Origin of the sequence: Oceanobacillus halotolerans (genome assembly GCF_010993955.1) — a bacterium.
Taxonomy (GTDB): Bacteria; Bacillota; Bacilli; order Bacillales; family Amphibacillaceae; genus Oceanibacillus_A; species Oceanibacillus_A halotolerans.
On the sequence record NZ_WIXL01000017.1, the window covers coordinates 44,026 to 57,574 of the forward strand.

The following is a 13,549-nucleotide window of genomic DNA, read 5'->3' on the forward strand; positions in this document are numbered from 1 at the left end:
CAAAACGCATGAAGAAGCAATTTTGGATTACAAACGATCCAATTCAGATCGATGATGTTGTAGATAAAGTTGTTCGGCCTGAAGCTGGTGCTATTAATACCTTTATTGGGACGGTTCGGGAATTTACGAAAGGAAAGCGGACATTATATCTGGAGTATCAAGCATATATTCCAATGGCTGAGAAAAAATTGCAGCAAATTGGAGCAGAGATCGAACAAAAATGGGGAGATGCACAAACAGCAATTGCGCATCGGATCGGTCATTTGGACATCTCTGATACTGCTGTTGTGATTGCAGTTTCTACCCCTCACCGACAAGACGCATTTGAAGCCAGTCGGTACGCGATCGAACGGATTAAGGAAATTGTGCCAATATGGAAAAAAGAACATTGGGAAGATGGAACAAGTTGGATCGGGGATCAGAAGGAACATCAATCATATGAGCATCATCCCCCAACAGAGGAGGAAATGAAAAAATATGATTAACGTTTTATTGTTTGCTGAACTACAGGAATCACTCGGCCGTGACAAGCTATCGATTGAAGCAGCAGGCATATCTATAAAGGAATTAAAAGAAAAGCATTTACAAGCATATGAGCTACCTAATCTTGATCAAGCGATGATTGCGGTAAATGAGGAATATGCAGATGAAACAACCGTATTAGAAGATGGCGATGTTGTGGCGTTTATCCCACCAGTAAGTGGGGGATAACGCGGTATTTTTTTAGGATGAAAACTCGAAAAAACTACTAGATCGTGCTTGTCAGTGTCTGAATTAACAGGGGAAGCAGTGAAAAGGTAATAGAGGCAGCTCGTCAGTGACCAGATAAGCATATGAAATCATAAACAAGTAACAGAGAAGACTTCTCAGTTCCCATTTCGAAAAGAAAAGTAGCAAACAGGTAACAGAGAGAGCGTATCAGTGTCCGAATTAACGGGTAAAGTAGTGAAAAGGTAATAGAGATAGCTCCTCATTGTAGGAATCCGTATAGAAGATTGAAAAAGCGAATCGAGGAAGCTCCTCGGTAAAGGAATCAGCACAGAAGATTAAAAAAATAAATCGAGAAAGCTCCTCAGTGCATAAATCAGCAAGAAAAGCTCAAAAAAGGTATTGAGGCGACAATCCCAAATCGCTCCAATCTAACATCCTCACACGTTATAATCAATGTAACGGTTCGGACTTGAATTACAAAATATGAAATAGCACACTTATGATAAGACCAAATCGCATATGATTTAGTCTTATCTTTTTCTTTAAAAGCGCACTCAAACAATGGATATAGATATATTGAAGACGTAGTAATTATAGACAGATTCGAAAATTCCTTAGAAGCAATGGATCGATATGAGGAATTACGAAAAGATCAACCTCAACGTGAGTATTGTTTTTTCCATACTTCCCGAGAAAATTTAGTGGCTCGTGAAAGGTATGTGGGAATTCGAGGTTTAAGATGAAAATTAAGGCTTGGTTATAAAAAATAGAGCTGAGTCTCTTATTTTCAACTTACAAAATAACAGGCACTTTAGCACACAAAATGGCAGACTAGGTATCTATTCCCAATCTGCTAATGTATATGTGATTTGTTATACTATATTAATTGATAAAATACAATAAACGCCGATAAATCAACAATTGCAAACACCTCAAAGTGGTTGTGAATTAGACAGCTATTTCAATTACTTAATGTATGTTTTGCACCCGAAAAGAGACCCCGTTAAGAATATCCTGTGTTGCTCCTTTTTAAACTAAAAATATTTTCTGAAAAAATCTTGTCGGAATCTTCCACTCAATTGAGCATAGATTCGAGTTGTTTCACTTTTCTTGTGTATAACATCTAAAGGAGCACCAAAAGCTAACGGGTTGCTTTAGTTGAAAAACGCTCAGATTCTAAATTGAACTGCACCCCAATTGTTGGACACACAACAACTGGAGGTGCAGTTTTTATATGGCTAAATTTACTGAAGAAGATAAAATAAATGCAGTTCAAAGCTATTTAGAAGGAAAAGAGAGTTATCAGTCTATCGGAAGATCTATTGGGACGTCTTCAAGTGTGGTAATGAACTGGGTAGCACAATATAATCTTCATGGTATAGAGGGGTTATTAAAGAAATCCTATACAAGTTACTCGGAACAGTTTAAACTAGACGTACTTAATTATATGAATGATAATGGGACGTCACCAAATGAAACAGCTGTTATTTTTAATATCTCTTCTCCAAGCATGATTAGAAAATGGAGAATCCTTTATGAAAAAGGAGGATTAGACGCCCTTAAACCGAAGAAAAAGGGGCGTACACTCATGAAAAAAGAAAATAAGAGAGAAACAAAAAAACAAGTACCAGCTGATAACTCTATTGAAGCTCTCAAAGCTGAAGTAAAACATCTTCGAATGGAGAATGAGTATCTAAAAAAGTTGAACACCTTAGTTCAAAACAAGGAAAAATCACCAAACAAGACAAAGCGAAAGTAGTCTATGAACTAAGGAATGACTTTTCGGTGAAAGCACTTATAAAATTGGCAGATATTCCACGTAGTACGTACTATTACTGGGTAAAAATATTCAATCGTCCAGACAAAGATGCAGAATTAAAATCATTGGTTGAAGAGATATATCATGATCATAAAGGGCGTTATGGTTACCGCCGTATTAAAGATGAACTAGAAAACCAAGGGCATAAAGTGAATCATAAAAAAGCTCAGAGGTTAATGAAGGAATTAGGGTTAAAAAGTATGGTTCGTATGAAGAAATACCGCTCGTATAAAGGGAAAGTAGGTAAGACGGCACCAAACATATTGGACCGTAACTTCAAGGCAGAGAAGCCAAATGAAAAATGGGTAACGGACATAACAGAATTTAAATTATTTGGTGAGAAACTCTATCTATCTCCTATTCTAGATTTATTTAACGGTGAAATCATTACGTACACCATTGGTACCAGACCAACCTACTCTCTTGTCTCAGAGATGTTAGAGAAGTCTTTTGAGCGAATATCAGATAATGATGAGTTAATTCTACACTCGGATCAGGGATGGCATTACCAAATGAAACAGTATCGTCACGTCTTAAAAGAACATGAAATAACACAAAGCATGTCACGTAAAGGAAACCGTTATGACAACGCCGTTATAGAGAACTTCTTTGGAATTATGAAATCTGAATTTCTTTACCTAAATGAATTTGAAAGCATTGAACATTTTAAACAGGAACTTGAAGAATAAATGTTTTATTATAATAACAAACGTATAAAGTCAAAATTAAAAGGCAAGAGTCCGATACAATTCCGAACTCTTGCCCAACAAGCTGCTTAATAAAATTATCTGTCTAACTTTTTGGGGTCACTTCAAATCTGAGCGTTTTTCTTTTACCAATTGTAATGTTATTTAGTTTGGTAAACAATATGCTAATTCTGTTTCTATTTTCCTTCTAAATGAACACCATTCATTAATACAATAGCATTTCTCTAGCACGTTCACTCATTTTATTAGGTGTCCATGCAGGCTCCCAGACAAGATCAATTTTCACTTCTCCAACATCTTCTACATGCTGCATAATCTGATATTTCGCACCTGAAGTGATACTATCGTGAAGTGGACAACCAGGTGTCGTTAAAGTCATTGTGATAGTGACATTTTTATCTTCATCTGCTTGAATATCATACACTAGGCCTAAATCCATAATATTAATTCCTAGTTCTGGATCAATTACTTCAAATAACGCTGCACCAACTTTTGTTTCTAATGACATTGTGCAACACTTCCTTTCTTTACATGAAAAGTATTCGTACAATCGATATGACATAAGCGATTGAAGCGATCGTTAGCAAGGCTTGGAATAGCATAACAAGCAGTGCGACTTCTGCTAAAGCTCCAATCGTTAAACCAACCACACTAATGACAAATAATACAAAAATAGTGACACTTAATTTCTCGTTAATCATTTCCTTTAACATTGGTACTTTCGTTTTCCCAACTTTATCAGAATACTTATGGGTCCACCATAAAAATGGGACGATTTTATTTAAATATCCAAGAATACTAAAAATAATCCATGTCATGACATATAAGAAAATTAGCCAGCTCCAAAGTTTCGCATTCGCATTATTGAAAAGGCTCAATAAAAATGCGAGGACATGGATCACTAAGCCATTTGCAATCGCGAGTAAAGCAAACGTAAATGGTTTATCTAATTTTTTCTTAAGACGTTTTGTTAAAATTTCCTTTATATCAAGAACAAATAAACTAAACCCGACTAATAAGACTAACCAACCAATTGTTTGGATGAAAGAAGCGACAAGCCAAAATCCACTAATGAGAACTAGTAAACCAGCAATATAAGAAAAGAAAGCAGGCTTAGCAAATTTCATCGAAAACCCGTGGGAAAGGCTAAACATTGGTACGAGCTTATAGGAAAAACCAAATATAAGAAGTGTAAACCAACCAGCAACTCCCATCACAATATGGGAATACAAAATCGTATTATGGCTGGCAATTCCACCATACGCTAGATTCCAAGCGAGAAGAAAGCCAAAGCCGATGGTGATGAAAAAGCTGACTAATGCACCAACGACAAAATAAGTCATCGTATTTTTTGTTTGTTGACTGAGGATGGTTTTGAGCATCTGGAAAAGAAACATCAGAACGCCTAAGATGGCTAACATTCCTCCATAGATCGCGCTATCTGGTTTAAAACCTAAAAGGATAGAAAAGGCGGTAATTCCAACGGCTGTCACTCCAAATTGAATAAAGCCAAATGTTTCGTTCCAAATGGGGGTTAAAAAGGCGACAGGGACTAGCTGATACATGGCACCCATCACGATCATGACTGCCCAACCTAATAATAAGAAATGTGCACCCATCCAAATGTCAGGGATTCGAAACTGTCCTGCTACTAACGCGTCATTGCTTATAAAAAGAATGACTTGGGACAGAACGAGCGCGACTAATCCATATAATATAAAAGAGAATGGTAGTTTAATGTTCGTTTCTGTTTTCATTTGAGGCATCATGCTAATCACCAGTTTTCGTTATCGTTATTTTAAAGCTTCCGTCCTCCTGTGGTTCGGTTTCATGTGAATAACCAAGCTCATCTAATTCTTCATATAAAAACATTGGTCTTCTATCATTAATAATGGCTAATGTTTCACCATTGTTCATTTTTTTTAACGCTTTTAAGGTTCGCATCATTGGTTGTGGTGGCTCTAATCCACGGTTATCAATTACCATTTGAGGTTTCCTCCTTTTTCGTGTAAGTCACTTTCCAATGTTTTTTCTCCACTTTTTCTACTTCATATTCAAAGCCTTTTCGCCCTAATACTTTGTGTAATGGAACTGGGTTAAATGGTGCATGGAGTACAAATGCTTGTCCTGGCTCCAATGATTTAACGGTTCCCATGATTTTGTCAAAAGGCTCTTTCTTTAATCGCAAATCTTCACGTACATCTAATTCAACGATATGTTCGTTTGTCATTTGATCACCTCTACTATATATGATTTTATATATTGTCTGCACTTATATGATAATCATTTTCAATTAATAAAGTAGTGACCTTCATCACATGAAAAGCAAAAAACGAGACACCATTTGCTGGTTATCTCGTTTATATAGTAGATATGATATTTTCGAATACATGGCCTGACACATCGAATAGGCAGTCTATACAACGCTAAACGTGTGATGTCGCTTTTAATGTTAGGCTCTTTTCGCATACGTTGATATCTTTTCTACTATGCATAATCTATATAATGCGCAGTAAAATAGTGAGGTTGATTTTTGCTCCAGACAGTCGCTTTCACCAGGGGCATAAGTGCGACATCTGTTCAAACTATTCGTTTTCACAGTGTCTACTTTACCGCGGGGGAGTGGTGAGCCTCCATGTTTTTCCTCCGTTAAGTGTTCTACACTAATTTTTATCATTACTATTGTCCATTCAACTGTGAATTAAACAAATACTAGGCTTATTCAATTTACAGCGTCTTTTTACTTTTGTAGAAAATGATTCAAAGCTGTGGAAAATGCGAGACTACTACTGGAAAAGGAACAGTCGAAGACCCCACAGCGAACGCTTTTTGCTCGTGATGTCTAACTTCGACGGACAGGACGTCCTAGTGTCGATGGAGCCACAGGACGTGGCGTTCTCATCGGCCAGCGCCTACACCCTCGAGTTCTTAAGTCAATCCTCTTTGTGGCAAAAATCGCCAAGCCGAGGATTGGCTTAAGCTTATCGAGTGTGACCAAGGAGCTTACGTTTTCTATGATGGAGGTTGAAGCGTTCTCCGATGTGAAAGAAAACACTGTGTAAACGACCGTTGGGAGTTGGAAGAAATGTCGCACTTGTGCCCATGGTGAAAGTGAGTATTTTCCACAGCGTGGGTTTAGCACTCACTTTATAAAGAAAAGTAAACATCATCCATCTAATGTGCAAAATGTTTTCTAAAAGCAATCTTTTCCAATAAGTAGTTCCGTTAACGCAGAGAAAACAAGAAATAACAATTAAATTAACAGGCATTTTAGCAATTGTTTTAGCATCCACTTTTTTGTTGATATAAAGCCATTGAATACTATTTAACAAGGCAAATGACACTGCTATTAGAAGCACAAACAGCAGGGTGACAATTTTTATTGTCTTACGTTTAAAAATGGTGCGAAAACCGTTGTTAATACCTTTGTTAATTTAGTGGTTAGAAGTAAAGAAAAAGGCATTGCTACTTTTAGCAATGCCTTTTAGTTATGTGTGTTAAATTTTTATCGAGCATTCTTCAACTAAAGCACCGAATCGTTGAATAACAGGTCATTAAATTTTCTTCCTCAAAATTTCGTCAACTAACCAGAATATAAGTGCGGCTATTATTGTTACTCCAACAAGAAATAAACTCTCAAATAAGAAAGAAATCACTAATCCAGCTATTAAACCAAATATACTATGAATAAATAATGCCTTTGTATTTCTTTGTTTTCCGTTTAAATTTTTTGTTAGATAATCAGATAAGAAAGATACAGGTACCCCAATTAAAAGTACAAATGGAAAAGCACCTGTAAGAAGAAGTCCAATAGCTAAGAAACTTGAGCCTTCTGTTATCGCAAAAAGAAAAGTAAGAAATATTCCAATTAACAAAGTAGTTAAAATAAATCCCAGAAATTTCCTTAAAAGTATCAAAATACCCCCCCTTATTATATTAAAAGATTTGATTTATCTTGTTGAATAATCCTGATTCGTTAGTTAAATAAGTTATATATAAATTTTAACATAAAAACCATTCTTCCCTTCCCTGCATGAATATTCTATCTTTTATTAACTACTTAGCATGTTAAAATTATTGCGATTAAGCATATAAAAAGGGAGTATTTTGCCTCCCCAAAGTTCTGCAATTTACATTGTTGTTTATACTGTTTTTTGCGATTTTCTCTTCAATAACGGAACTACTTACTTTTCCAAAGGCTGTTTTTTTAAAAGATTGCTTTTAGGTATGAAACGTCATGCATATAAGATGGATGATGTGACGTGAACTTGTAACCTATGAATAACATTAATGATCACTGATTCAGAACAAACGGCAATAAACTCAAAGAAAAAGTCCATTAGACTGTCTCTAACGGACCGAAGTAAACGTTAAACCACTGAAAAAGTCCATTAGATTGTCTCTATCGGACTGAAGTAAACGTTAGACCACTGAAAAAGTCCATTAGACTGTCTCTAATGGACCGAAGTAATTGTTAAACCACTGAAAAGTTCTATTAGACCGCTTCTATTCGACCGATTTATACGGGGAAAGTCACCATAAAGCCAATAGAAACTCAAATGATCCAACGTATACCTACGAAAAATTGCATACGTCTAAAAATAACGGTACAAGGTTACTGCCCATCATATAGCTTATGCGTCATAGAAAAACAACAAAGGATGCGAAAAGAGCCTTTCTAAAACAGACTAATGTTAAAATAGTTCTTCTTCTAGGTCTTCTACGCTTAGGATGATGTAGCCTGACTTGTCGGTAGTCATAAGGCTTTGTTTTTTTAGTTGTGTTAATGTACGACTTACGGTTTCACGACTAGATCCAATCATATTGGCTAATTCTCGGTTCGTAAATTGCGTGGTAAGTTTAGTACGGTAGTCGTCCGTTTCTTTTCCATAATGCTTTGCTAGTCGAATGAGCAGCATTATAATCTGTTCATAGGTGTTGTGTAAAATTTGTTCTTCGAGGCGCCCTTGTAAATCAACGATCTTATCTCCAAGTACACGGAATAGCTTTACACAAATCTCAGGATGAGTGATTAAGAAGTTTTCAAATGAATGGATCGGAATATAAATTAAAATTGCATCTTCAATAACCTCTGCATGTGCAGGACAACTATCCTGTCTAAAGAACCCTTGGTGTGGAAACATGTCACCAGGCTGCAGCACATTGACGATTTGTTCCTTCCCATGGAAATCCGTCTTATATATTTTCACCTTTCCTTGATTAATGAAATAAACATTTGTTAATGGATCACCTTGCATGAAAATGTGTGTCCCACTTCGATATAGACGATGTTTCGCCAAATCAACGATTGGTTCCATTTCATAGTCTGTTAAATCTTTGAAGAGTGTAAAGCTTTGTAGTAACTCTTTTATGGATTGTGTATTCAATAGGAATGACTCCCTTCTCTATCTAAAAAAGCGTTATCGCTGTATCGTTATCTAGGGTGTTTTCGCCCGCATGTAACGGGCAGTAAGACCCGACTTCAAGATTTCTCAGGAGATCCAAGAAAGGTAAGTGTGGGTTCAAACTGCCCGTAAATGTCCGATTCGTTCAACTAACCATCAGTGGGGAGGAAAGGAAACCCTCACTGATTGAAGTTTCACTTATAGTGTTATTTTACCATGTTCTAGCGTGTTTTAAATGGATAAATGTGAATAAAGTTTGATAGCGTGATATAAATCATACTAAAAGGGTGTTTTGACTCACAACATAGACCTCCATTTCGTTTTATCCTATAGATAGTTAACATTAACAACTCACCACACAGGAGGTTTTTTATAATGAGTGAAGTAATTTATACAGAAAAAGTACACGCACCAGATATTGAACCGAGAATTCGTCATCCAAGAATTTTTGAAGTATTTGATAGCCTAAAATCTGGAGAATTCATGGAGTTAACAAATGATCATGATCCAAAACCATTACAATATCAATTTATGATGGAACGCGGCGATGATACATTTTCATGGGAATACCTTGAAGAAGGTCCTGAATTATGGCGCGTTTGTATCGGCAAAAAATAAGATAGTTCATGTGATAGGCCTCTGGTGAATTTGCCAGGGGTCTATTCTAGTTGTATGGGAGACGCTTTTACATAGCATCGATTTACTTATGTTGAGGTTTCTCGCGGGGTCTTGCACCGATATTTCGGCCTATTTGTACACTAAGAATACTATCTCGATTCACTTTCGATAGCAAAACATGCTCAATTCTCTATTGAGCAGACCATTTTCACTCTCTATTTTAACCAAACAAATATGTCGATTTCGTGACGTTATGGACAATAGTGAAGTAAATCACATCTTTTACAACATGAGCGTATTACAATTAAATTAGTTATTCATTAGGAGGGGTACTATGTTTCCACAAGATTATAATGAAAACCCGTTTATTGTTATATGGGAGCTAACACGTGCATGTCAGCTTAAATGCTTACATTGCCGTGCTGAGGCACAATACCATCGTGATCCACGCGAATTAACGTTTGAAGAAGGTAAGAAATTAATAGATGATATATATGAAATGAACAATCCAATGCTTGTGTTTACAGGTGGAGATCCATTGGAACGTCCAGATGTATATGATATTGCAGAATATGCAATTAAAAAAGGTGTACGTGTTTCAATGACACCATCTGCAACACCAAATGTAACAAAAGAAGCAATGAAAAAAGCAAAAGATGTTGGATTATCAAGATGGGCCTTTAGTATTGATGGCCATAATGCGGAAATCCATGACCATTTCCGTGGAACATCAGGTTCATTTGACCTAACGATGAATGCAATCAATTACTTACAAGAGTTGGAAATGCCATTACAGGTTAATACGGTTATTTCCCGTTATAATGTAGACTACTTAGATGAAATGGCAGAAATGGTTGAAAAATTAGGAGTTGTATTATGGAGTGTGTTCTTCCTTGTTCCAACAGGACGTGGGAAAGAGTCTGATATGATTTCACCAGCCGACCATGAGCGTGTATTACGCTGGTTGTATAAATTATCGAAACGTGTTCCATTTGATATTAAAACAACAGCTGCCCAACACTATCGTCGCGTTGTTATTCAAAATAAAATGCGTGAAAAAGTAGCAACAAGTGATACAGACCATATTAATTATGAAGATGCGCTTGTAAAAGGGGACACTGGTAAAATTGATGGACTAGGACGAGCACCAAAAGGCGTAAACGATGGTAATGGCTTTGTCTTTATTTCACATAAAGGGGACGTATTCCCAAGCGGGTTATTACCAATTAAAGCAGGAAATGTCCGTCAGACTCCACTAGCGAAAATTTATCGTGAGTCGGAAGTATTCCAAAACTTACGTAATCCAGATAAATATAAAGGAAAATGTGGTGTTTGTGAATTCCGTCATGTATGTGGTGGATCCCGCTCACGTGCTTATAACGTAACAGGAGATTATATGGAGAGCGAACCATATTGTGTATACATTCCAAAAGCAATGCGTCAGAAAAAGAAAAAAGCACAAACAAATTAAACAAAAACCTTCTAGCAAAAATGGCTAGAAGGTTCTTTAAAACAAAAGGACCGTATATGTTTCCAGCATACGAAAAACGAACCCATTCGATAAAGACGTACGATGGGTTCGTTTTTCTTCGTGTAGGTTATTTTTCAGTTGCTTGGATAAACCTTCAACATGGCAGAAAGCAACTGAAGTCTTAATGAATGCTACAAAGGACAACTGGACAGTTTTCACAATTAATTTCTGTTCGTAAATAATCAAGATCATGAATGATAATACGGCCTTTTATCATGGAAATAATGTCATTTCGTTTTAGATCATTTAACATTCGATTCACACTCTCACGGGAAGTACCACAGAAATTTGCTAACTCCTGGTTCGTCAAGGCAATATCAATATAGATGCTGTCATCTTCTTGCTTTTTTCCATAACTATTGGACAATCGAATTAAAGTAGAAAAAAGCGCACCTTTTTTTCCATGTAAGACAAGGTCACGAAACCGTGTTTGATCACGACGAAAAAAGTCATTCATTAACTTCATAAATTCAATGGCTAGTCCACTATTGAGTAGTAAACTCTCTTCTAATTGGGTTTTATGAATAATTGCTACTTCACTATCTTCAATTGCTTTTGCATTTAAAATATATTTCACGTCTTCGGAATACAACGAAAGCTCCCCAACAATATCTCCTCGGTTACAAATACGTAGAGCAAGCTCTCTTCCGTCTGGTGAGAGTTTTCCTACTTGTATTTTTCCAGAGCGAATAATGTAAAGTTTATCTGCAATTTGTCCTTCCGAAAAGAGGTTAGCCCCTTTTTTAATTGTTTTTACCGTATCAGCGGAATCAAAAAGTTTTTTTAACTCAGGGGAAATCTGAAATTTACTTATATCATTTTGCATGATATCCCCTCCTTAATGGGTAGTTCTATTGCTATTGTAAGCCAATATGGATGATTGGTCGAGTATAAAGTTATTCTCATTTATGCAATGAAAAAGATAACGATAAGGCCTACGATTAAGCAATAGAATGAAAAGTATTTTAAGTTTCCACGAGCCATTATGTTAATGAACCATTTCAAAGCAAAGAAGGAAGCGACAATGGATGCCATAAACGCCAGTAAATAAGGGATTGTATACGCATCAAAGTGTTCATCATTTATAATGTCTCCTATTGACAAAATACTGATTCCTAAACTAACAGGGATATATAATAAAAATGAAAAGCGTAATGCGGTTTCCTTTTTCATGCCAACGAGCATTGCTGCAACAATCGTAGCACCAGATCGACTAATTCCTGGGACAAGTGCAGCAGATTGTGCTAGTCCAACAATAAGTGCATCTTTCACGGTTAGTTGACTATCATTTTTTCTTCCTTGTAAATTACGTATAATCCATAGTGCGACACCAGTAATGAGTAACGTAATCCCAACTACACGAACAGTACTTAACTGATCACTAATAATATCTTCTAGTAAAATGCCTAAAATACCAGTTGGAATCGTCGCGACGACTAAAAATAAAATAAATTGAAAGTCGCTTTTTGCATCTTGTTCTCTAGTTGCTATAAAACGGAATCCATTTTGAATGAGACGGATAATATCGTTGCGATAAACGAGTAATACAGCAATTAAGGAACCGAAATTAACAAATATTTCAAAGGAAAGCCCTCTAATTTCTAAATTTACTAATTCCCGTAGTATGACAAGATGACCACTGGAAGAAATGGGAATTGGCTCGGTTACCCCTTGAAAAAGACCCAAGAAAACATATTTTAATAACAATAATAAATCACTCATAAATTCCATTAAATCCCTCCACCTTTAGCTTGGCCAATGAAACCATTTGAAATTAGCTAATTTTTGTAATGAATTTTTCCAACCTATCACCAACCTATAGGCAAATGAATAGTCTAATTGGTGAGGAGGTTGAAAATATGAAACACGATTATAAACATATGTACGATCTATGTAAGAGTCATATGCATTCTTATGTGTTAATAGAAACTGTTGACGGGAACAGTGTAGATGGGATCATCACTGGATTAGATGATGAAAATGTTTATATGGCAGTACCACTTGAGCCTCATGAGCAACAAATGGCCCCAGCTGTAGGTTTTGCAGGACGCCAATTTTACGGCTATCCTGGTTATGGTGGCTATCCAGGTTACCCAGGATTTGGAGGCTATCCTGGATATGGTGGTCCCCGTCGTCGTTTTAGAAGATTAATATTACCACTTACTGCTTTAGCGGCATTAACAGCACTACCATGGTATTAAAATAATAAAATAAGGATAAATCTTTACCAATTACTAAAAATAAACCCTTGCCAATACATCCTTATCGGCAAGGGTCCCCTACACGTAAAAAGACCTATTTGATTGTACGTACCTTTACTATTCTTCTTCGGTTTTAATTGCACCATCACCTAAAATAAAAATAGCGATGGAGAAAAGAGCAGCAAGAATTAATGTATTTGTTAAATTAAATGGCTCACTTCCCATGCTGGAAAGTACATAAGAAAGAACGCCACTTATTAATACTGCCCAAATAATCGTTGCTATGTATCGCATGTTTACACCTCATTTTCGATATCATTCCACATATAGTTTACCAAAATCATTAAAAAAATAAAAGCATTACTTTTTAGCAACACTCCCTACATACATATACTAAGAATCTTGCTATTCAGGAAATACTTTATTTATGTCGCATAATCTATATTATGCGCAGTAACTTGAGGTGATGGTTGGAGCATTTACCCGCTCCGGAAATACACTTCGCTTTCACCATGGGCATAAGTGCGACATCTGTTCAAACTTTACGTTTTCACAGT

14 protein-coding genes and 1 pseudogene are annotated in these 13,549 nt (G+C 36.3%); 6 read left to right on the top strand and 9 right to left on the bottom strand.

Going from position 1 to position 13,549, the window contains the following annotated elements:
* Nucleotides 1–8 precede the first annotated feature (8 nt).
* The 3 genes and pseudogenes from GHC26_RS14780 (at nucleotide 9) to GHC26_RS14790 (ending at nucleotide 3,309) form a co-directional block, all read left to right on the top strand.
* Nucleotides 9–485 (top strand): molybdenum cofactor biosynthesis protein MoaE, encoded by a 477-nt coding sequence (locus GHC26_RS14780; RefSeq protein WP_163972026.1) that lies wholly within the window; start codon nucleotides 9–11, stop codon nucleotides 483–485.
* Nucleotides 478–711 carry a molybdopterin converting factor subunit 1 gene (gene moaD / locus GHC26_RS14785; protein ID WP_163972027.1) on the top strand — a complete coding sequence of 78 codons (234 nt, stop codon included), beginning with the start codon at nucleotides 478–480 and terminating at the stop codon, nucleotides 709–711. Before GHC26_RS14780 ends, moaD begins: the two co-directional genes overlap by 8 nt.
* 1,234 nt (nucleotides 712–1,945) lie before the next feature.
* Nucleotides 1,946–3,309, top strand: a pseudogene (locus tag GHC26_RS14790) (IS3 family transposase).
* A 133-nt stretch (nucleotides 3,310–3,442) separates the two neighbouring features.
* On the opposite strand, the gene GHC26_RS14795 reads toward GHC26_RS14790, so the two are convergent.
* The 6 genes from GHC26_RS14795 to GHC26_RS14820 all read right to left on the bottom strand — a co-directional run bounded on the left by GHC26_RS14795 (nucleotide 3,443) and on the right by GHC26_RS14820 (nucleotide 8,624).
* Complete coding sequence (locus tag GHC26_RS14795) at nucleotides 3,443–3,745, bottom strand: metal-sulfur cluster assembly factor (protein WP_163972028.1); 303 nt, start codon at nucleotides 3,743–3,745, stop codon at nucleotides 3,443–3,445.
* 19 nt (nucleotides 3,746–3,764) lie between these two features.
* A complete protein-coding gene (locus GHC26_RS14800; RefSeq protein ID WP_226376957.1) occupies nucleotides 3,765–5,003 on the bottom strand; it encodes a hypothetical protein in 1,239 nt (412 codons plus the stop codon).
* A gap of 4 nt (nucleotides 5,004–5,007) precedes the next feature.
* A complete protein-coding gene (locus GHC26_RS14805; protein ID WP_163972030.1) occupies nucleotides 5,008–5,223 on the bottom strand; it encodes a DUF2249 domain-containing protein in 216 nt (71 codons plus the stop codon).
* Nucleotides 5,213–5,467 carry a DUF2249 domain-containing protein gene (locus GHC26_RS14810; RefSeq protein ID WP_163972031.1) on the bottom strand — a complete coding sequence of 85 codons (255 nt, stop codon included), beginning with the start codon at nucleotides 5,465–5,467 and terminating at the stop codon, nucleotides 5,213–5,215. The genes GHC26_RS14805 and GHC26_RS14810 overlap by 11 nt, the downstream gene beginning before the upstream one ends.
* A gap of 1,324 nt (nucleotides 5,468–6,791) precedes the next feature.
* Nucleotides 6,792–7,154, bottom strand: coding sequence for a hypothetical protein (locus tag GHC26_RS14815; protein WP_163972032.1), 363 nt, complete (start codon nucleotides 7,152–7,154; stop codon nucleotides 6,792–6,794).
* Between the two features lie 777 nt (nucleotides 7,155–7,931).
* Nucleotides 7,932–8,624, bottom strand: coding sequence for a Crp/Fnr family transcriptional regulator (locus GHC26_RS14820; RefSeq protein WP_205599233.1), 693 nt, complete (start codon nucleotides 8,622–8,624; stop codon nucleotides 7,932–7,934).
* Nucleotides 8,625–9,017: 393 nt separating this feature from the next.
* Here GHC26_RS14820 and GHC26_RS14825 point away from each other — a divergent pair, with 393 nt between their 5' ends.
* Nucleotides 9,018–9,260, top strand: a complete 243-nt coding sequence (locus GHC26_RS14825; RefSeq protein WP_163972033.1) for a DUF2249 domain-containing protein — start codon at nucleotides 9,018–9,020, stop codon at nucleotides 9,258–9,260.
* Between the two features lie 334 nt (nucleotides 9,261–9,594).
* Nucleotides 9,595–10,731 (top strand): TIGR04053 family radical SAM/SPASM domain-containing protein, encoded by a 1,137-nt coding sequence (locus GHC26_RS14830; protein ID WP_163972034.1) that lies wholly within the window; start codon nucleotides 9,595–9,597, stop codon nucleotides 10,729–10,731.
* 181 nt (nucleotides 10,732–10,912) lie between these two features.
* Here GHC26_RS14830 and GHC26_RS14835 read toward each other — a convergent pair whose 3' ends face one another.
* Together GHC26_RS14835 and GHC26_RS14840 are read right to left on the bottom strand one after the other, a co-directional pair.
* Nucleotides 10,913–11,617, bottom strand: a complete 705-nt coding sequence (locus tag GHC26_RS14835; protein WP_163972035.1) for a Crp/Fnr family transcriptional regulator — start codon at nucleotides 11,615–11,617, stop codon at nucleotides 10,913–10,915.
* 80 nt (nucleotides 11,618–11,697) lie between these two features.
* Nucleotides 11,698–12,513, bottom strand: coding sequence for an undecaprenyl-diphosphate phosphatase (locus GHC26_RS14840; RefSeq protein WP_226376958.1), 816 nt, complete (start codon nucleotides 12,511–12,513; stop codon nucleotides 11,698–11,700).
* A gap of 137 nt (nucleotides 12,514–12,650) precedes the next feature.
* On the opposite strand from GHC26_RS14840, the gene GHC26_RS14845 reads away from it, so the two are divergent.
* Nucleotides 12,651–12,992: a hypothetical protein gene (locus GHC26_RS14845; protein ID WP_163972037.1), complete on the top strand. Its 342-nt coding sequence runs from the start codon at nucleotides 12,651–12,653 to the stop codon at nucleotides 12,990–12,992.
* Between the two features lie 117 nt (nucleotides 12,993–13,109).
* Here the strand turns inward: GHC26_RS14845 and GHC26_RS14850 are convergent, their stop codons facing one another.
* A complete protein-coding gene (locus GHC26_RS14850; RefSeq protein ID WP_163972038.1) occupies nucleotides 13,110–13,286 on the bottom strand; it encodes a YjzD family protein in 177 nt (58 codons plus the stop codon).
* Nucleotides 13,287–13,549: the final 263 nt, after the last annotated feature.